Below are 20,936 nucleotides of genomic sequence, written 5' to 3' on the forward strand. Positions count from 1 at the left end.
CAAGCAAACCATTATCACAGGATATTGCTTCCTGCGTCAGCAACTGAGCCCATTCGAACTGTGGCGATCGCACCTGTCGGATGCCTCTAGGCATAAAGCGAACACGTCGCATCCCTCAGGTTCTTAGCATTTGAGGCTGAGCATTTGACTGATAAGCAGCAATCGCCATAGGCAATTGGCAGCTTTCTCATCTGCTGCTGTCCTTTTAATGGCCTTCTGGTCAGCTCTGGAACTCCAGTGCCGCGAGCCATCGTCGAATAGTCATGCGCCCGCAAGTTACCGTCCTCGATTAACCCGCCGCTGACTATGTCAGCACGACATGGCGGCTGAGAGCTGATATTGAGAGATATCGACAGAAATCTCAGCATCAGAAATCAGACAGCATTATTGATGGTTAAGGTCTGTACATGGACAACTTCTACAGCAAATAGGGGAGGCGATGCTCTATTGTTGCTTAAGAAGTGCTGAAGCTGATGGCTTGAGGACTTTCTTCGTGATAAGACACGTTCCTGGCCTGGCAGGTTGGGAAAAGTTTTTGAGATGCCCTAGATTCACTTATGTCTCGTTTGCCATCTATTTATCGTCTTGCGCAGGTCGCTTTGGACGCGATCGTGGCCATTCTCGCACTATTTTTGGCCTTTTTTGTGCGCTTTGAAGGCACTTTGCCAGCTCAATATTGGCCCTTGGTAGAAGGCATCTTACTCGTAGGAATACCCGCTCGCCTCCTGATTAATTGGGCCTTTGGGGTTTATCGCCAGATTTGGCGGCTATTCAGCCTACGAGACTTTTGGGCACTATTTCAAGCTGGGAGTTTTTACTCTTTATCGCTAATTTTATTAGCCCGCCTCCTGTTGCCAAAAGTCATTGCACTCCCTGTGCTACCGCTAGGAGTAGCCGTGATGGACTGGGGATTCTGTCTGGCTGGCATGACCTGCATTCGATTTTTACGCTCGTGGCAAACCCCATCAACTAAAGGCAAGCATCGCCTATCCACGGCTCAGACCAAACGACTTTTACTCCTGGGGGCAGGGCGAGCCGGAGCCCAAATCGTGCGCGAAACTCGCCAGAACGATCGCTTCAATTTTCAGGTCGTGGGCTTCTTGGATGATGACCGCAGCAAGCTCGGACGCCAGGTCGAAGGCATTCAAGTCCTAGACAAAATCAGCCAGCTAGTGAGTTGGACCAACCGCTTAGCGGTCGATGAGGTTTTGATTACCATGCCCTCAGCCCCCAGCGATCGCATTCAGCGAGCCGTCAACCTGGCCAAACTCGAGGGCATTCCCATTAAAATTGTGCCGCCTATGCAAGAACTGCTGAGCGATCGCAGTCTCACCCGGCAAATTCGTGACATTCGCCTAGAAGATCTGCTCGGGCGCCCGGAAGTTCTGCTGGACTTTAATCAAAAACTCTCCAATGACTTTCCTTCCGCAACCGAACAAATTCAAGACCACGTTGTGCTCGTCACAGGAGCCGGCGGCACCATCGGCTCAGAACTCTGTCGCCAACTAGCCCGACTCCAACCCAGGCAACTGATTCTGGTGGGGCGCGGTGAAAACAGCATCTTTCATATCGATCGCGAACTCCGACAAACTTTCCCAAATTTAGAAGTTGTCCCCGTCATTGCCGACGTCCGCGACACTGCCCGCATTCAGAAGATCTTGCGTCATTTTCAGCCACAGGTGATTTTTCACGCAGCGGCCCATAAACATGTACCGCTCATGGAGCAAAATCCCACAGAAGCCATTGAAAACAACACCATTGCCTCCGCCAAACTTGCTTTATTAGCTGACCAGATGGGTGTGCAGACCTTTGTACTGATCTCCACCGACAAGGCCGTTGCCCCCACCAGTTTTATGGGCCTGAGTAAACGCCTCGCCGAACTTTTGGTTAGCGGCGTTGCGCGGCAAAGCCAAACACGCTTTTTGTCGGTGCGCTTCGGGAATGTGCTCGGTAGCCGAGGCAGCGTGGTGCTTATTTTTCAAGAACAAATTGCGCGCGGTGGTCCAGTGACGGTTACTGATCCCACCATGACTCGCTTCTTCATGACGACACCAGAAGCCACTCGTCTCGTCCTACAAAGCTTAGCCGTCGGCAAAACCGGACAAATACTGGTGCTGGATATGGGAGAACCCATGCGGATTTATACCTTGGCAGAGCAACTCATTCGCTTAGAAGGCTACGTTCCAGAAAGAGATATCAAAATCCAGACCACCGGCATTCGTCCCGGCGAAAAACTCCATGAAGCGCTCGTCGATGAGGATGAAGAGCTGTGCAGCACTCCTCATCCTCGCCTGAATTGTCTCAACAAGAAGCAATTACACTACCTACCCGTAGACTTCACCCTGGAACAAATTGAAACCATTCTCAAGTCTGAACAACTAGAGTGTCTTTGGCAGTTATTATCTCCTAATTTTTCATCCATTGCCCCACACGAAAGAGCCGTGGATAACACCTTAAACTAATCAAAACCAACCGTTCAATACTCTTAAGCTGAAGCAGTAAAACTGCATTAAATCATGCTTCTTTTTCATCCCTCACATTTATTCCTCACCCTGAAATTGCTTTTCTTCATGCTGCATATGATGGGGATCGTATGGGGCATGAGCCACTTCATTCAAAAGCGGTATCCCTTCCCTATATTTACAATTGCCTTTTCCCCTTTCTTCTTGATCTATAAGTTGGGCACAGCCTTAGGCAAAGGTTCCTTATTAGATGAGGCATATACTGTCCTGGTTTTGCTGAGCTGCCTGACCATTGCAATCTTCTTTTTCCGAAAAAAGCAACGACTGTCGACAAGTTTGACCCTGTTAAAGCGATCGCTGCGGCAACATCAGCTAATCATTATTTTTCTTGCTGGAATTTTTACATTTTTCTTCATTCGAGGGCTGTATCTAGAATATCCAGGGGATGGAATTGAGTACTTCATCCGCATTGGCCAAGCTAATCAAGATAGTCCGAGCAATATCCAATCGCTTTGGCGCTACACATCTTCAGATACTTTTTTTAGTAGTTGGCAAAGTTGGTTGGTTGGCACGGAGTATACGATGCGGTTTAACCTTCGGCCAGTTGCAGCATTAAGTGCCTGTTTCCTTGCTATCGCTAGCTATCGACTGACCTTATGGAGCACGCGGCATACCATGAGTGCAGTGCTCTCCGTACTGCTCTTTCTAGGCTTTTACGGCAACTTACAGATCAGCTTTTTTCTATACAAGATTTTGCAGGGAGCTACCCTCGCAATGATTGTTTATTTGGAAGTGATCCCGATCGTTTACGAACTCTTGCAAGCATCAAAGTTCAAACGATATTTCACTCATCAAAGACTGTTAGATATTAGTTTCTTAGTCACTGCTCTTTGGATCTGCCGCGATTGTCATCAAGAAAAAGTCCTCTATATTTTCGCCATTGTTTTGTCATATACGTTTTTGTCTATTGTCAAAGCGATCGCTGAGCGAGAGCGACCGATAATGCTATCAATCGTCGTCTTCTCGCTCACACTAGTCCCCTTATTAGTCATCACTTTGACTAAAGCCGCCCCCAAGTCGGTTGATCCTTTTCTGGTTAAACAATGGTTTGCCATTGGCAACTATGCATTGTTTAGCTACTGGCCAACCGCCCCTAATTCAGGAGTCTTATTGTTGGATATGGTGGTGATTGGCTTAGCCATTATTGTTTTGAGTTGTTACAAGCAAGCTTCCAAAGAATTTTTTATGGCCGCGATCGCGATCGCCGCTTTCCTATTATTTCTCAACCCTATTTTCGCCACGGCTCTACTGAAGTTCACACACGGCATCAACATTTATCGAGTCATGATTGCTGGCTTACCGTGGACTTTTTTACCGCTCGCCTGTCACGCCTTAAAACGCGACAAATTCATTAATCTGCATTACTTGCCGATCGTCTTTATTTGCTTCGGATTTCTTGCGTACTCCCCAATGTATGGCAAGTTTTCCCACATGCTGACTGCCGTGCCCCCCTACGCTGACGGTCGCGACCTGATGCCCATAGTTCAACATTTGCTCGCAGAGGCTGATCACGCTAACCAACCACCACTCAATGTCATGGCTCCGCCTTATGCTGGCAGCTACCTAGCCGCTTGGCCCAACCTGAAATCTGCAGCGAGTAATCGTTGGATTGATAATCGTATTTTTTCAGCCCGCGCTGAGCTGAGTTATCTGTATGGTTCAGAGATTACGGACTCTGAAATTACGGAAAAACTGACTAGCGGCAATTATGACGTGATCATCCTCGATCGCCGCGACGGCCTCACTTACCAAAGCTGGCTCGGACGGATGACCCAACATTGGGCGCCTGATTTGATTGCTAGCCAACAAGCGTTATTAGCGGGCCAATCACTCCGTCGCTATTTAGAAAATCAACCCCAACCTGTGTTTGAAAAAACTTTAGAGCAAGATGGCTTTGAGGTTTATCAACGACGCGCTGGCTAACCGATGCTAGTCGCGTTTAGCCCGCTGACTTAGGAATTAGGATTTTATAAAATTCAAGTTTTGGTGTGCAGACATCTTCTGCACTTGGACAGCCGAGACGGCTGTCCACACATAATTAAATCCCCATTCCTTAGTCGCGATAAGCATCCATCGGCAGGCAAGCGCACATGAGGTTGCGATCGCCATACGCCTGGTCAATTCGGTTAACAGCAGGCCAGAACTTGTTTTCCTGAGTCCAACGGGTGGGGAAGATAGCCTGACGGCGATCGTAGGGTCGCTGCCAAGCGGCGACCAGATCTTCAGCCGTGTGTGGAGCCAACTTCAGGGGATTTTGCTCAGCGTCAATTTGCCCGGTCGCGATCGCCTCAATTTCCCCTCGAATGGCAATCATGGCGTCACAAAAACGGTCTAGTTCTGCTTGCGATTCGCTCTCTGTCGGCTCAATCATCAAAGTCCCCGCCACTGGCCAGGACATCGTTGGGGGATGAAAACCGTAGTCAATCAAGCGTTTGGCCACATCTTCCACCGTGACCCCAGCCGACTTGCGGAAAGGCCGTAAATCAATAATGCATTCGTGCGCAATCAAGCCGTGCTTGCCGGTATAGAGAATGTCGTAATGCTCAGCCAGCCGATGGGCAATGTAATTAGCGTTCAAAATGGCCACTTCTGTCGCGTGTTGCAGACCAGCGGCCCCCATCATGGCAATGTACATCCAAGAAATCGGCAAGATGCTGGCACTGCCCCAAGGGGCAGCGGTAACGGCACCAATCGCCTGTTGTCCCGCCCCGGTCTCCACGAGGCTATGGCCCGGCAGATACGGCACCAGATGGGCTTGAACGCCAATGGGACCTACTCCTGGGCCGCCGCCGCCATGGGGAATGCAGAAGGTTTTGTGTAGATTTAGGTGACAGACGTCAGCGCCAAAGTCTGCGGGACGGCAGAGACCGACCTGAGCATTCATGTTGGCCCCATCCATGTAGACTTGGCCGCCGTGCGTATGCACGATGTCACAAATTTCGCGGATGCCTTCTTCAAAGACGCCGTGGGTCGAGGGATAGGTGACCATGAGGGCAGCGAGTTGGGCGCTGTGCTTCTCAGCCTTCGTCCGCAAATCGACGAGATCAACGTTGCCCTGGCTGTCACATTTCACGCCGACGACTTTCATCCCCGCCATGACAGCGCTGGCCGGATTGGTGCCATGGGCAGATTCGGGGATAAGGCAAACGGTGCGATCGCTCTGTCCCCGTTGTTGATGATATTCCCGAATCACCAAGAGGCCCGCATACTCCCCCTGGGCTCCCGCATTGGGCTGCAAAGAAATACCCGAAAATCCGGTAATTTCACATAGCCAAGCTTCTAGCTGTTGAAATAGCTGCAGATAGCCCTGCGCTTGCGCTAAGGGGGCAAACGGATGGATCTGCCCGAATTCGGGCCAGGTGATGGGCACCATTTCCGCTGTCGCGTTGAGCTTCATCGTGCAAGAGCCCAGGGGAATCATCGCCGCCGTAAGCGACAAATCGCGGGATTGCAGACGATGCATATACCGCAGCATCTCTGTCTCAGAGTGGTACGTGTTGAACACGGGATGGGTCAAAAAGGCACTGGTGCGTTGCAACGGGTGATCAACTAAGGGCGAAACGACTGCTGGCGGCAGCGTCGTTTGCTCTGTAAATACGGCAATCAGGTCCCGCACATCGGCCGCTGTCGTGGTTTCATCGAGGGCAATAACGAGAGTTTCAGCGTCCAGTTGACGAAGATTAATGTGCTGACTGGCGGCGCGGGTGAGGATATCGGCTTGGCGATCGCCCACATGCACTCGCAGGGTATCGAAATAGGGCTCTGTCCCTAGCTCGAACCCAGATTGCTGCAAGGCGGTTGCCAGCGTCACGGTGTGCTGATGAATCCGGGTGGCGATCGCCTGCAAGCCCTGCGGCCCGTGATAGACCGCATACATCCCCGCAATCACCGCTAAGAGCACCTGCGCGGTACAGATATTACTCGTCGCGGCATCCCGCCGAATATGTTGCTCGCGGGTTTGCAGCGCTAATCGCAGTGCGGGCTTGTCGTACTGATCTTTAGAAACCCCAACGAGCCGCCCTGGGAGTTTGCGGGCGTACTGGTTCAGGGTGGCGAAATAGGCCGCATGGGGACCGCCAAACCCTAAGGGCACGCCAAAGCGCTGGGTATTGCCCACCGCAATATCGGCCCCCATTTCCCCGGGTGATTTGAGTAGCGTCAGGCTCAGCAGATCCGCCGCGACGGTCACCAACGCGCGTTGGGCATGAACCTGTTCAATGAAATCGGTGTAGTCGTAAACCGCGCCATCCGTGGCGGGATAAGACACCAGGGCACCAAAAACGGGCGTCGCGCCGTCAAAGTTGCGATGGTCGCCGACGACGACTTCAATGCCCAAGGGCAAAGCGCGGGTTTGCACCACGGCAATGGTTTGGGGATGACAGTCAGCGGAGACCCAAAACGTTTTGACCGCTTTTTGCTTACGAACGTTGAAGCTCAGGGTCATGGCTTCAGCCGCAGCGGTGCCTTCGTCCAGCAGGGAGGCGTTCGCAATTTCCAACCCGGTCAGATCGGTCACCATGGTCTGATAATTCAGCAGGGCTTCTAACCGCCCCTGAGAAATTTCGGGCTGATAAGGGGTGTACTGGGTATACCACCCGGGATTTTCCAACACGTTGCGCTGAATCATCGGAGGCGTGATGGTGTTGGCGTAGCCCAAACCCAGGTAAGACCGCCACACTTGATTTTGGTTAGCGATCGCCCGCAACTTGGCCAACGCTTCAGTTTCCGAGAGGCCCGCTTCTAAACTCAGGCCCTGCGTCAAGCGAATGCTCTCAGGCACGGTGGCCCTCATCAGGTCAGCCAGTGAGTCATACCCCAACGCTGCCAACATCGCCTGAATATTTGCGGGTCGTGGCCCCACATGGCGCGCCACAAACTCACTCATGGCGGTTGTCGCCGATTCGACTGGGGAGGCAGCTGTCGCAGCAGAGCGCGCGATCGCGGCGGTATCTGCCGTATTTTCAGGGGATACAGGAGTCGGGGTTTGGCTAGGCAACAACTTCGGACACTCTCCTCAGCGCTTCACATCAATATCTATAGCAGTGTTTGCAGCCTGCCTGTCATTTAGTAGGCCAGCTCATCACACCCAATATATTGTGTAGCAAACGCTAACGACTTGTCAGAGTTCTGTCTGTTACCGATCAGGCAAAAAGACGCCTCCACCGCTCCTCCTGCCCTCTCGACCGCCCGTGGATTCACTGTTACATCGCTGCTGTAGCGGTCGAAAATTCCGCTAAAACGGTGCCTGCCGCATTCAACAGCGTGAGCTGATTACCAACGATTTCATACTCTGACACGTCTGCCAGCAGCGCTAAAAAGTCTTGTTCCTGAGTCATGGTGCCCTCCGGCACCTGGCAAAGACGGCGCGTGCTGGCAGCTGGCCCAATCTGTAACGTCTCAGTAGTGGCCTCAAAGTGCGCCCGATAGGTGTTACACCCCGCCGTTCCGCTCACTAACCCCGCATCATCAAAGGTCGCGGTAATTGTCGTGTCCAGCAATGGCGTTACCAATCCACCCCGGCCATTGTTGTAGCTGGTCAACATCCAGTCAGTTTGGGTCAATGAGGCCGCGACTTGTGGAGCCAAAGTGAACACAACATCGCCTGCACTATCGAGCAAACGTAGCTCGTCTGCGACGACCTCATAACTGGCCACTGTCGCCATTCCGGCCAAAATCGCCGATTCTTGCTGGGCCAACGCTTCCGGGAAACAGGCCATAAGGGTGCTGCCGCCCGGCGCGATCGCCAGCTCACTGCCCGCCAGGGTGTAAGCACTAAAAAAGCGATTGCAGCCCGTGGTGCCCGTCACTTGCCCCGCTTCAAATTGCATCGTCGCGGCACTATCGACCCACGCCATGACCGTCTCACCAGTCGCATCGCGATAACTCACCAACTGCCAAACTTGTTGTTCTAGGGGATGGGGCATCATCATGCTGACCGTTAACGGTGAAATGGGCAAAACCGGCAGAGACTGCGCCGCGCCAGGGAGCGCGATCGCCGAGACACTACTCCCCAACATGAGGGCTAACGCCATCGAACGCCCCCAACCAGATTTCACTAAACCTTTCATCTCGATCAAACTCCTCACAAACCGATGAAGTGTGAGGAGAGAATTCAGCAATTGTGGAAACTGAAATCCCTCCGAATTTCAATCATAGGGAGCCCACGTCAGGCCACCGGTACGGTTACCAAAATCGATACCAGAGCGATCGCGACCACTGGCGATCGCCGCCTAATCCCCAGACGTCTTCACCAGATCACAGCCCCACATTTGGCAGATAGCAGCCATCAGCCCAGTTCAACAGCATTTTTAATGCCAAACATAAGCAGTCAAACATTTGCTCAGAACGAGTGTCGAGAAAAGCCTGTATTGTTCAGCATTACCAACCCTGCAAGCCATTTCTGACAGACCGATAAGCCCACAAGAGTGCGGCTTTACCGAGGGGGAGTCCATCTTCTATGCTCACAACATCCCCTTTTGAGCAGGTAGCATGGCACGGCAATCCCCCTCATGGTTTCGCAAGCTTCTGCGCAACTGGGAAGACGAAACCTTCCTCAAGCGCTTAAGCCAGGTTGAAGGCATTGTTTCGAAAGTGTTGTCAATCGCGATGGTGATCGTCATCCTCGTAACGGTCACTGATTTGGCGATCGTGCTCTACCAATCGCTCATGGTCACCGACAGCGCTGGCTTTTTTACCACGACCCTGACAGAAATTTTCGGGCTCTTTCTCAGTGTTTTGATTGCCCTAGAGATCCTAGAAAACATCACCGCTTACATTCGACGACACGTTGTACAAGTCGAACTCGTGATCGCCACCGCCCTCACCGCCGTTGGCCGGAAGCTCATAATTTTAGATTTAGAAAAAGTGCCCGGCGTCAGCCTAATTGGACTCGCTCTCGCCTTAATTGCCCTTTCTATCAGCTACTACATTGTCCGCGTTGTTCACCGTTAAATTCCACATTGCCAAACTCATAACAGGGCCTGAAATCTCTCGATAATTGCCCTTATCACTTGTCATTATGGCCAACATCGGGTAAATTCACAGAAATTTACATTTTGTGTGAGGCAGTTGAATCTCATGAATATTCAGTCATTTTCCGCAAAGACGTTAGCACTAGCGGGTGTTTTAGGCCTCGGCTTTGTGGCTCCGGCCTTGGCCGACAATCACACCATGATGGAAATGGAAGCCGAAGAAGCGGTTGAAGAAATGCTGCCGACAGCCAGCATTGTTGACATCGTCAGCAGCGTTGACGAGTTCAGCACCTTGGGCGCAGCTCTAGAAGCAGCAGAGCTGACTGAAGCCCTCATGGGAGATGGCCCATTTACCGTATTTGCTCCCCCCAACGAAGCCTTTGATGCACTGCCTGATGGCATCCTCGACGTGTTGTTGATGCCCGAAAACCAGGACATCTTGACCGACATTCTGACTTACCACGTTGTGCCTGGCGCAGTCATGTCTTCTGACCTTGAAACTGGCCTGGTAGAAACGTTGGAAGGAACTGAACTCCCCGTTGTCATCGAAGACGACATGGTAACCGTTGGCGATATTCCCGTCGTCGCAGTCGATATTCCCGCGACCAATGGCGTCATTCATGTCATTGACGGCGTTTTGGCTCCCGCCGCCACCGTCGCTGAGCTGGAAGCTATCTTGGCAGAAATGGCTGAAGAAGAAGTCGTCGAAGAAGAAGTGATCATCGAAGAAGAGGTCGTTGTCGAGGAAGAGGTGATCGTCGAGGAAGAGACTGTCGAGCCTGTTCCTGGCCTTTGGTAAGATCGTCGTAACAGCCTTTGGAGTTGTGGCGTTCTATTTCGTTAATGGACAGGGAGAAAGCGTGCAGCGATGATTCAACGTCAGCATCGGTGGTATTGGGCAACTGTTATGTTGTTGGCTACTGCCGTCGTCGCCCCGAGCGCTCAAGCAGAAGTTCTGACAGCTTCGCTTGACCCTGTTCATTTAGATCTTGACTACACCACTGAGCGCACCCCCATCGCTGCCGGTACCGAGTATGCTCTCGGTCGCCGTGATGACCATTTGCCAGCCTACATTCCCAAAGCAGACCGCATCATTTTGAAGCTGGGTGAACGGCGAGTATATGTGTACGATGGCGATCGCGTCCTTGACAGTTATCCTGTCGCCATTGGGGCTCCGGGGACACCGACCCCAACGGGACAGTTTGAAATTTTCCAGATGATTGAAAATCCGGTTTGGCAGAGCCCCTGGACAGGAGAAGTCTTTGCCCCTGGTGCCAATAGTGCATTAGGTCTCCGCTGGATTGGCTTTGCCGAAATGTCGAACGGCATTATTGGTTTTCACGGTACGCCAACCGTTTCTTCCATTGGTCGTGCCGCTTCTAACGGCTGCGTACGACTGCGCAACGAAGACGTCTTGGCGCTCTACAGCCACGTGCGCATGGGCATGACTGTAGTCGTTGAGCCATAGCCATGGCAATCCAGAGAGCGAGTATTCACCCAGCCATGATGGCCGCTAATGCGCGACCATCATGGCTTTATCTTGGGATGGGTATCATTAGCACCCTCGTCAGTAGTAGCGGTGCAGCCTGGGCAACGGCACAACCGCTGAATTTGCCCGATACGGCTGCGCCGATGGTGCTGTCTTCGGTCGCTGTGCCTGCAGCCATTGATGACCCTAGTCTGTTTTTACCCACGCCCAGTGAGCGCCTGACATTACTGGTGCTCAAGCTCTCAGAACGACGACTCTATGGATATCAGGGCGATCGCCAAGTCGTGAGCTACCCAGTAGCGGTTGGGCGAGCCGACTGGGAAACCCCTACGGGTAATTTCACCGTGTTGCAACGACAACAACATCCCACCTGGCAACATCCTTTCACCCGAGAGCTAGTCCCCCCCGGGCCAGATAACCCCCTCGGCGCCCGCTGGATTGGCTTTTGGACCGATGGCAATAATGCGATCGGGTTTCACGGCACCCCCGATGAGCATCTCATCGGCCAAGCCGTCTCCCATGGCTGCGTCCGCATGCGCAATGCCGATGTCATTGCGCTGTATGACCGCATTCGCATTGGTACGCGAGTCATCGTTCAACCGTAACTTAGAGCGCTGCCCACAACCTGGCATCATCAGAGTCCGCCGCAGACTTAGCTCGCCTCAACAACCCCAGCATCACACAACAATTAAGACTAAAACATTGCCGCTGGCTTACCCTAGGTTGATGTCGCGCAACCAAGCGGGTATTGGGTAGCATCCATTGACCGCAATCTACAACATACGGTCATTTCAATCTATTTTCTTAGATAAGCAAACCTTTCAACAATTTCGCTCCAACAAGGGTGTGTTTTTTACGCGTAAATTGCGATACGGCCACCAAATCTACTGCGAGAAAAGTTCAGTAGACTACTTGGTGTCAATCAATAGCCTCAAAAGAAAAGTTGATACAAGCTTACCTCTCCAAATGCTCCGAGATTGCGCAGCGTTGTGATCTATTCAGGCGGTTCAATTACGGCAGCTCATTTTTTTTGATTGAATAATGACGCCAACTCAGACCCTTGCTGTAACAGGCGCTACATCAAGTCTCTCCGCACCAATCTCGCTCGGCTCATCAATCAGCGATCGCCCCGCCAGTCATAGCAAACAGGCTTCTATAAAGAGAATGTGTTAATTGAGTGAAGATATCGTGAACACAATAAATCGCCCCACGATCGCAAGTCTCGTCCGTATAAACTCGGATTCATTACTTCCTGATTTTTATCGTGATCACAGATAGATACTCTCAAGAAAGTAGCTGCTGTGCGTCCGCAAAGTCACACTGAGAGAATATATGCTGTTTAACTCTCCAATATTCATATTCTTCTTTCTACCCGCCGTTCTCAGTGTCTTTCTACTGCTTAAGTCATTATCAGCAAGAAGCGACCATCATCTTCAGAAAAGATTGCCCATCATTTGGTTGATCTTTGCCTCGCTGTTTTTCTACGGATGGTGGTATCCCGGCAACTTAGCCATTATTCTGACATCAATAACCCTCAACTATGGTTTGGGCATACTTCTTAACCGTAATGGCTTTAGCGCCATCGTCAGAAAACTCTTACTGGTTGTCGGCATTGGCGGCAATTTACTGGCGATCGCTTACTACAAATATGCTGTTTTTTTAGTCGAAAACGCCAATATATTGCTGGGGCAGAACTTTCAAGTCCCAAGTATAGTTCTACCGATTGCAATCTCTTTTTTCACCTTTCAGCAAATTGCTTACTTGGTTGACGCTTATGCAGTGAGAACTGAGGAAAGGAACTTCATCAATTACGTCTTTTTCATTACATTTTTTCCTCAATTAATTGCAGGGCCTATTGTTCACCACAGTGATGTTTTACCCCAGCTTTCCCAAACTCGCTGGAAGGTTGCGATCCCAGAAGTCATGATCGGGATCACTATTTTCATCATGGGCCTCTTCAAAAAAGTCGTTTTTGCCGATAGCATCGCAGAGTATGCTACGCCTGTTTTCAATGCAGCTTCAGAGAACATCATTCCAACTTTTTCAGAAGCTTGGGTCGGCGCGCTGGCTTATACCTTTCAACTATATTTTGATTTTTCAGGCTATTCCGATATGGCAATCGGCCTAGCGTTTATGTTTGGCATACGTTTACCCATCAACTTTTTCTCGCCTTATCAAGCCATTAGCATCACTGATTTTTGGAGAAGGTGGCATATCACCCTCTCTAACTTCCTACGAGATTATCTTTACATTCCACTTGGGGGAAACCGCAAGGGCAACATCCGACAGGGACTCAACTTGATGACTACCATGTTGTTAGGAGGTCTGTGGCATGGAGCGGGTTGGACATTTATTTTTTGGGGTGGATTGCATGGTTTGGCCCTCGTCATCAACCACCAATACCGCACCATTCGAAAACGATTAGGGCATCAGATTGACCGCGACTCTGCCCTTCTCAAGCTAATGGGTTGGAGCATGACGTTTATATTCGTTGTCATTGCCTGGGTTTATTTCAGGGCCGAAAATTTTACAACTGCCAACATCATCCTGGCCTCAATGTTTGGCTTCAATGGGATTGAACTGCCCTCAACCTTTCAGCCACTTTTAGGCTCTTTCAGTAACTCTGGCATCGGCTTTTCAGGTTTTACAGCCGCGATCGGACTCCGGGAAAAACGAGCACTTTTTTGGCTTTTCTGTCTCGGCATGACAGCCTTCATCATGCCCAACACCCAAGAATGGATGGGACGATATACCCCTGTCCTAAAAATGCCCACCCAGATGGGTAGCCTACTCACCAAAAGATCATGGTTTGAGCTGTTGCGCTGGCATCCCAATAAAGTTTGGTCGATAACTATAGGTTTTGCTGCCGGTATTTGTTTCCTGGCCCTCAACCGCATTAGTGAGTTCTTGTACTTTCAATTCTAGATTTCGCTGTAATCGATATTTTGACTGGCATGTCTTTATGATTCGTCCATAGATCGGGAGCATTTAGCAATGTTTTTGAGATACTCAAACCTACAGGCCGCCAAACTGATTTTCGCTAAGAATTTTCAGAAGCTCCTTCAAAGATCTCAATCAAGCAGCTCGGACCTTGGCTCAGCCCCGAATGTACCAGAGTCAGGCTTTACATTACAGAATCTAGGATTTTTGGGCTTTTCAGCGCTCTTGTTGATGACAGTTGTCGGCGGAATTAATTGGGCTGTCGATCCACTCTGGTTTGGTCGTGGCAATAAAATCACTCGTTATAATTTTGACTTTCCTGACGAAAGAATCCTTAAAACTAATTTATTCTTGAACACAAAAGAGCAAGCAGAATATGATTGTTTGATTTTTGGCAGTTCTCGCACAAATGCTCTGCGGCCCTCGGCCTTTGAAAATGAGCATTGTTTCAATTACTCTTTCAAGTCAGGCCATATCGAGGAGTTTGCCGACTATGCAGAATTTGTAAAGCGACAGGGCGTGAATCCCCAGACAATTTATGTTGGCGTAGATGAATTCAATTTCTTAGAAGAATATGATTATCAAAGTCAACGCATTGAAGAGATGGCTACCAGCTCCCTATTCAGTGCTTACTTTGTCAACGGAGCACTCCTATTTTCTATCAAGACTTTATTGGGTATGTCACCGAATGATGCCACTTACTATGATAAAAACTTTGAGATGCAACGGATTGAAAATCCGCGTACATACATTCCTAATTTAGATGATCCAGTACCTGACAGTTTTGTCACGTGTAACTTATCGAAAGTGCAGTTATATAAGGAACTTCGAGCTCAGTTTCCTAATGCCAAGGTGGTAGCATATGTACCACCGCGTTCCGCCTGGAAAGTTGTGTCAGAAACTTATCAGCCGGGATTTTTAGATTGTGTCCTCGAAGGTTTTCACGCTGTAGCTCAGTCGTATGATGCATTTTATGACTTCACAATTCCTTCAGCAATTACGACTGATCCTCAATATACGTACGACGGAAGCCATTATTACCCAGAAATCACCGATGAAATCGCAACTTTTTTACAGGGGCAACCTTTAGAGTTTGGGGTTGAGGTGTCAGGGTTAAGCATCGAGGAATACTCGGCCATCTATAAGCAAGCAGTACAGGATTTTATTGCCCGAGAAACAGCAAAAGAGTAATTTCCATTGTTAATAGCCTCACCAGCGGTGCTTGATGAAGCCCTCTCAAATCGGCGAAGGTTCCATACGATGGGATATTAGGGAAATTAGTATCGGTACTCCGAGCAACACCAGCTTTGCTAAGTCACAGACATCAAGGGGTTAGCCGCGATCGCATCAGTTAAATAACATGCAGTCCGTTCTCTTATGGACTGTCAACATCCTTAACACTGCCCCTAGGACAGATTAAACACTCCAGGATGCGGAGCTTCATTGCAGATAAGTCTGAGGTGCTTATTTATGAAGCGTTGGTCTGCAAAGATGCTGCAAAACTCTTATGAAGTTGTGGTGAACTTTGGTCGTCAGCATACTGTTCATCAGTTGAGTCCGTATAAACTCGTAGCAATCTGTCAGGATGCCCAGGTCTGCTGCTTATATCTAGTAGTCATCTGACTTCGGCATTCTAGCTGAGGACGTATTTGCCGGTTTTCAGCACTGATTTGCTTGATGAATCCTGCAATTCATCTGAGGAAACAGAGATATCAGCCTTTTGATGCTGCTGAGGCTGCACCAACGAGTCACTCATTGAGCTCAAGCATCCTTATCAAACTAGGTGAGTAGATCGCCCTAAATATTTGATATTTGTTGCTTGCATAGACGGGTTAGCTCAGCGCGTGCATACGGGCTATAGGGTTTGGGCCTTGCCCAAACTTGCGTAGAGGCAAGTTTACTTAGGGCTACATAAAAGCCACCTGGTGTACACCTATGGTAAGTATTGACCAACACAGGTTGACCGCGAAGGGATGGTATCCTCTAGTGCTATAAGTCAACTCGGTAATTTTTACTCAGTAATAATCACGAACTAAATTATTTTCATGACTTATTCTAAATCGGTGGAAATAGAATCACAGCAGCGATTGGTCGAGACACCATCTGGCAAGCTCATTGTGCCATCAGCCCTCGTAACAACGACGTCGGCTGATGGCATAGTTTTGGATGTAGGTCAGGGGACCACTAGTCACAACCGCACTACCCAAAAGGTCTTGTTTTCACTGGTGATTCCCACCTTCAACGAGCGCGACAACCTACAAACATTGGTTGCGCAATTAACTTCTATTTTGGATACAACTGTGCCCGGTCAGTACGAACTGATTGTGGTTGATGACGATAGTCCTGATGAGACTTGGCAAATTGGTTTAGAACTGGCTCAGACCTATCCTCAGGTCAGAGTAATGCGCCGGGTCGGGGAAAAAGGGTTGTCTTCGGCGGTGATTCGAGGTTGGCAAGTAGCTCAAGGAGAAATTCTTGGCGTCATTGATGCAGATTTGCAGCATCCTCCGCAAGTGCTATTGGACTTGATTGCCAAGGTACGTAATGGCGCTGATTTAGCTGTCGGTAGCCGTCATGTTGAAGGGGGCGGAGTTAGTGAATGGAGCATTGTTCGGCGATTTTTGTCTCGGGGGGCACAAGTCCTGGGCCTATTGATTTTGCCTAACGTGGTGGGTCGGGTGAGTGATCCCATGAGTGGTTACTTTGTCTGCCGCCGCGCTGCGATCGCCGATACTGAATTAAATCCAAGGGGATATAAGATCCTGCTGGAAGTCATTGGCCGCGGGAATTTTGAGGTCATTGACGAGGCAGGATATGTCTTCCAGGAACGGACTGCTGGTGCCAGTAAGGTCACGTGGAAGCAGTACGTCGATTACATTCATCATTTACTACGTTTGCGATCTCGAGGTCGCATTGGCAAAATTCGCCGCAACTTTCCGACCAAAGCCTTTTTCCGGTTTGCTCTGGTTGGCTTGAGTGGTGTCTTTATTGATATGGCAGTGTTGTATCTGTTGCACACGGGATTAGGTTTACCTCTCACCAGAAGTAAAATTCTGGCAGCAGAAGTCGCGATTTTGAACAACTTCGTTTGGAATGATTTATGGACTTTTGCGACAATTAGCCGTGGTCAAAAGGGCTGGGGCGCAAGGCTTAAGCGCTTCTTAAAATTCAACATGATTTGCTTGGCAGGCTTGGTGCTTAACGTATTGGTCTTAAACCTGATCTACAACCTGATCTTTGGTCAAAGATGGGCTTATGTCGCCAATTTAATTGCGATTGGTTTAGTCACTGTCTGGAACTTCTGGCTGAACTTGAAACTGAGCTGGCGCGTGACCCAGGTTGACCGCCAACAATAAAGCGATCGCAACCATGTGGTTTCGAAAATTATCTACTGCCAGGAGCCATGATCTAAAGTTCATCTTGCTTCCTGCACCAAAGTACGATGTTCTATAGTTCATCGTCAAATGTCGTAGGACTCTAAATCAGCCTTTTTACGCTTTTAGCCTAATGACATTTACTCATAGAGCTCTCCTTATTCATCATGGAAAAATCAAGCGTTTTTTCACGGAAAAGCACGCTGACTAAAATTGGCAAGTACATCATAGGTATTATTTTAGTCATCGGCATTTTTCTTCGATTTCACAATCTAGATGGCAAAATATACTGGCGAGATGAAGTATTCACGTCATTACAAATATCGGGACAGTTGCTTGATATCGCTGATCATAGTGAACTGTTCACATCAGAACTCGTAACTCAAGATGATATTGCAGAATATCAGTACATTAATGACAGTAATGGCTATGTTGATACCATCAACGGCCTCAAAGAGTTTGAGCCCCAATTAACCCCCTTTTACTTCGTATTAGCTCGCGGCTGGAATGGCTTATTAGGCAACTCGACTTTCATTAATCGACTGTTGACAGCATTGATTAGTTTGCTATGTTTGCCATTCGTTTACTGGCTGAGCCTGCAGCTTTTTGAAAAGCCAGCCATCAGCTGGATGACGACCGCCTTAATCGCCGTCTCCCCATTCCAAATTTTGTATGCGCAAGAAGCCCGGCCTTACAGTCTCTGGGTGCTGATGACTCTAATCTCAAGTGTTTCACTATTGAGAGCTCAGAAGCAGGCAACTGTTAAAAACTGGATTCTCTATTGCATTACAGTCGTGGCCAGCCTTTATACATTCTTATTTGCGATCACGACTTTATTTGCACATGGACTATATATCCTGATATCTGAACGCGATAAACTTAGCCGCGTCGTATTGAGGTTTACAGCGTCAGCAATAGCAAGTTTGATCGCCTTTGCTCCCTGGATACTGATACTCGTTAATGATCCGCCTAGCAATTATGCAGCAGTGCCCCACGGAAGCTTTTTGGCTTATCCCAAGGGTTGGCTGAGAAACCTGAGTTTACCTTTTGCTGACTTTGGCATTAATGACGCGAGTTCTAAGGCGACACTGCTCGCTTTCCTCGTTTACTTGCTATTGCTAATTGTGGCGATCGCTTATTCTTATTTCTATCTACAAAGATTCGCATCTAGAAAAACATTTTGGTTTTTAACTTGTTTGCTTGCTGTGCCTTTTATGATGCTTTTAGTTTATGACTTTGGCAAAGGCGGGCAATTAACAACTCGCGGAAGTTATTTAATTCCATCGCTCTTAAGCTTACAAATCACTTTTGGCTACTTAATGGCAAGTCAATGTTTACAGCGGAAGCAATTTTGGCTTGTGGCATTTCTGTTTTTCCTATCAGTTTCGACCGCATCTTCATTAGTCCTGGCAAATTCGGACACTTGGTGGCACAAGGCGGATGAAAATATTCACCATGAAGTTGCCGCTACAATCAATCAAGCAGATAGTCCCCTAGTCATTAGCGATGTGGAATTTAGTTTGCCGATATCTTTAAGCCATTCTTTAAAGGCAAATACAGAGTTTATTCTGCTACCGCCACCTGACATCGACGAAAACTGGCAGCTCCCGGACATTCCTGCAGAAAACTTCTCTGATATTTTTCTGTACCGTCCTTCCGAACAGCTACAAACTGAGTTGAGCCAAGTCTCTGGTATAAGGCTAGAAACGTTGATTGAACAAACAGAAAACTATTGCAACTGCACCCCCCAGGTATTGGTCAAAGTTTCTCAAATCACCCCCAATAGTTAACCATGTGATGAGAAAAGCGCTGGACTGTCAGGGCTACTTCTAATTGTGTTTAAAGCAGACTCGGACGTCAGTCACAGAGACCTGGTGGTGCATTCAAAAAGTAATGCGTTTAGGGCAAGCCGCAGTTGGGCCTGTCATTGGAGAAGGTTGATCTACAGTTCGCAGCGATCGCTAGCATGACATCCCTGCAACCGAGCTTGTCGCTCAGCCACAAGGGTCGGCAGGCTCGGGCGACCTGTAACTTGCAGCCGCAAATCAGCCCAAAAGTCATACAGCTTATCAACCAAAGGACCGATCACTGGCCAACGGGTGGGAGCATAAATCCAGCCGATGCCTAAAATGCTGTAAATACGTCGGAAAACTTCAACATTTCTAATCACAGTGCCATCAGCCAACACAGCATGAATGCGTCCCATCGCCGTCTCAAAATCGACTCCGCCGTGCTGAGCCGGATCGTAGGCATCATCAGCAATATCGACAAACTGCACCAGACCGCGACCCGCATCTTTTTTTTGCAAAAAGTTGACTTCTCGCAGACAAAGCGGACAGTCGCCGTCGTACAGCAACTTGATTTGCCAGTTTTGGGAGGGTTGATCAACTGGGGTCGGGGTGCGATCGCTCGAAGCAACAGTAGTCATGGGAAGTTGACACTCTAAAAGGCAGTAGGTTGAAGGACCTCTCCCACATTTTAAGAAATATTGCGGTCAAGGGGACAAGATCACGCTCATTGCCTGCCAAGTTAAACGCCATGATTAATCCAAGTCATCTCTACTGCTGCCACCGCGTGGCACACTAGCACTGTTGCTTAGTGGACGACCAAGCCCATGGTGACTGCCGCAGAAAACGAAGCCATTCTCAAGACGCTGTTGCAAGGTGGGCAACAAGCACGTCAGGCAGCCTTAGAAACTTTTGAAGTCTTTGAAAAAGGCCGTGAAGATTACGTCACGACGGTCGATCAGGCATTAGACCAGTTTTTGTCTGCAGCATTTGCTCGTCATTTCCCGACTGACGGCATTGTTACCGAAGAAAATCAAACCTCAGCCACCGCTTTTAGCGGCCACCATCGCCGCATATGGTTTATCGACCCCATCGACGGCACCGAAGACTTTATCCACCGTGGCGAACATTACTCCATCATGGTAGGGCTGTTGCAAAATCACCAACCGCGGGCAGGGTGGGTATATGCCCCGGCGCAGAGTCGTCTGTATTGGGGGGGCGCTGATTGGGGCTTGTTTCAACAAGACGATCAGGGCAAATCTCTACCTTTAGAGCCTAATCCTCAAGTATTGGGAGACAGTGCCACATTACTGCTGGGCGATCGCGACCAGCGCAGATTTGGCGACATGATTGGAGCGCAACTGCCAGAGTTAACCTTCGACTCCATTGGCAGCTTTGGCCTCAAAGTACTGGAAGTCATTAAAGGAGAAGCCGGACTTTACGTCTATCTGAACGGACGGGTAAAACTTTGGGATACCACCGGACCCCTGGCTTTGGCACAGGCTGCAGGCCTCATTTGCTGTGATTTAGATGGTCATCCTATCCGCTTTGACGTGAACAGCATTTATCCGCAAAGCCTCATTCATCGTCAGCCCATCGTCATTGGCTGGCCGGATTATGTCACAGCATACTTGCCCGCATTGCGCCAGGCAGTCTTAGCCGTGCGCCAACAAGAACTCGCGTTAAATGCGCCATAAACGCAATCCCATGGCGGTCAATGTCACCATCTTCTCAACCTAGCTTCATCAATTAATATATTCACCGGGTAATCGCCTTCATTTATCCCGCAAGGATGGATATTGCTAAAGGTTTGTGGGTAGTATGAGGGCAGATTTTGCTCTGTCCCGTGGCGA

General features: G+C 49.3%; 14 protein-coding genes. 11 read left to right on the top strand and 3 right to left on the bottom strand.

Translation table 11 applies throughout. From position 1 onward, the window contains the following. The first annotated feature begins 557 nt into the window (after positions 1-557). Together DYY88_RS05155 and DYY88_RS05160 are read left to right on the top strand one after the other, a co-directional pair. A complete protein-coding gene (locus tag DYY88_RS05155) occupies positions 558-2,462 on the top strand; it encodes a polysaccharide biosynthesis protein (protein WP_044151074.1) in 1,905 nt (634 codons plus the stop codon). Between the two features lie 675 nt (positions 2,463-3,137). Then, positions 3,138-4,445: a hypothetical protein gene (locus tag DYY88_RS05160; RefSeq protein WP_130199324.1), complete on the top strand. Its 1,308-nt coding sequence runs from the start codon at positions 3,138-3,140 to the stop codon at positions 4,443-4,445. A gap of 130 nt (positions 4,446-4,575) precedes the next feature. Here the strand turns inward: DYY88_RS05160 and gcvP are convergent, their stop codons facing one another. Together gcvP and DYY88_RS05170 are read right to left on the bottom strand one after the other, a co-directional pair. Then, positions 4,576-7,521 (bottom strand): aminomethyl-transferring glycine dehydrogenase, encoded by a 2,946-nt coding sequence (gene gcvP, locus DYY88_RS05165; RefSeq protein WP_367889263.1) that lies wholly within the window; start codon positions 7,519-7,521, stop codon positions 4,576-4,578. Between the two features lie 202 nt (positions 7,522-7,723). Then, the gene (locus tag DYY88_RS05170) at positions 7,724-8,590 is read right to left on the bottom strand and encodes an META domain-containing protein (protein ID WP_039725858.1); all 867 of its coding nucleotides are present in this window, start codon (positions 8,588-8,590) and stop codon (positions 7,724-7,726) included. A gap of 421 nt (positions 8,591-9,011) precedes the next feature. Between DYY88_RS05170 and DYY88_RS05175 the strand changes: the two genes are divergently transcribed. The 8 genes from DYY88_RS05175 to DYY88_RS05210 all read left to right on the top strand — a co-directional run bounded on the left by DYY88_RS05175 (position 9,012) and on the right by DYY88_RS05210 (position 19,086). Next, a complete protein-coding gene (locus tag DYY88_RS05175) occupies positions 9,012-9,473 on the top strand; it encodes a phosphate-starvation-inducible PsiE family protein (RefSeq protein WP_039725859.1) in 462 nt (153 codons plus the stop codon). 126 nt (positions 9,474-9,599) lie between these two features. After that, positions 9,600-10,292, top strand: a complete 693-nt coding sequence (locus DYY88_RS05180) for a fasciclin domain-containing protein (RefSeq protein ID WP_063776166.1) — start codon at positions 9,600-9,602, stop codon at positions 10,290-10,292. A gap of 108 nt (positions 10,293-10,400) precedes the next feature. After that, positions 10,401-10,961 (top strand): L,D-transpeptidase, encoded by a 561-nt coding sequence (locus DYY88_RS05185; protein WP_084606987.1) that lies wholly within the window; start codon positions 10,401-10,403, stop codon positions 10,959-10,961. Positions 10,962-10,963: 2 nt separating this feature from the next. Further along, complete coding sequence (locus DYY88_RS05190) at positions 10,964-11,587, top strand: L,D-transpeptidase (protein ID WP_236146320.1); 624 nt, start codon at positions 10,964-10,966, stop codon at positions 11,585-11,587. 727 nt (positions 11,588-12,314) lie between these two features. Continuing rightward, positions 12,315-13,907, top strand: a complete 1,593-nt coding sequence (locus tag DYY88_RS05195) for an MBOAT family O-acyltransferase (RefSeq protein ID WP_039725860.1) — start codon at positions 12,315-12,317, stop codon at positions 13,905-13,907. Positions 13,908-13,976: 69 nt separating this feature from the next. After that, positions 13,977-15,113, top strand: coding sequence for a hypothetical protein (locus tag DYY88_RS05200; protein ID WP_052456668.1), 1,137 nt, complete (start codon positions 13,977-13,979; stop codon positions 15,111-15,113). A gap of 854 nt (positions 15,114-15,967) precedes the next feature. After that, positions 15,968-17,278, top strand: a complete 1,311-nt coding sequence (locus DYY88_RS05205; protein WP_084606988.1) for a glycosyltransferase — start codon at positions 15,968-15,970, stop codon at positions 17,276-17,278. 185 nt (positions 17,279-17,463) lie between these two features. Then, complete coding sequence (locus DYY88_RS05210) at positions 17,464-19,086, top strand: glycosyltransferase family 39 protein (RefSeq protein WP_039725861.1); 1,623 nt, start codon at positions 17,464-17,466, stop codon at positions 19,084-19,086. Between the two features lie 152 nt (positions 19,087-19,238). Here the strand turns inward: DYY88_RS05210 and DYY88_RS05215 are convergent, their stop codons facing one another. Continuing rightward, on the bottom strand, positions 19,239-19,724 hold the full coding sequence (locus tag DYY88_RS05215) for a thiol-disulfide oxidoreductase DCC family protein (protein ID WP_039725862.1): 486 nt from the start codon (positions 19,722-19,724) through the stop codon (positions 19,239-19,241). Between the two features lie 186 nt (positions 19,725-19,910). Between DYY88_RS05215 and DYY88_RS05220 the strand changes: the two genes are divergently transcribed. Next, entirely contained in the window at positions 19,911-20,780 is an 870-nt protein-coding gene (locus DYY88_RS05220; RefSeq protein WP_039725864.1) for a 3'(2'),5'-bisphosphate nucleotidase CysQ family protein, read from the top strand. Positions 20,781-20,936: the final 156 nt, after the last annotated feature.

The organism is Leptolyngbya iicbica LK, from assembly GCF_004212215.1.
GTDB classification, from domain to species: domain Bacteria; phylum Cyanobacteriota; class Cyanobacteriia; order Phormidesmidales; family Phormidesmidaceae; genus Halomicronema; species Halomicronema iicbica.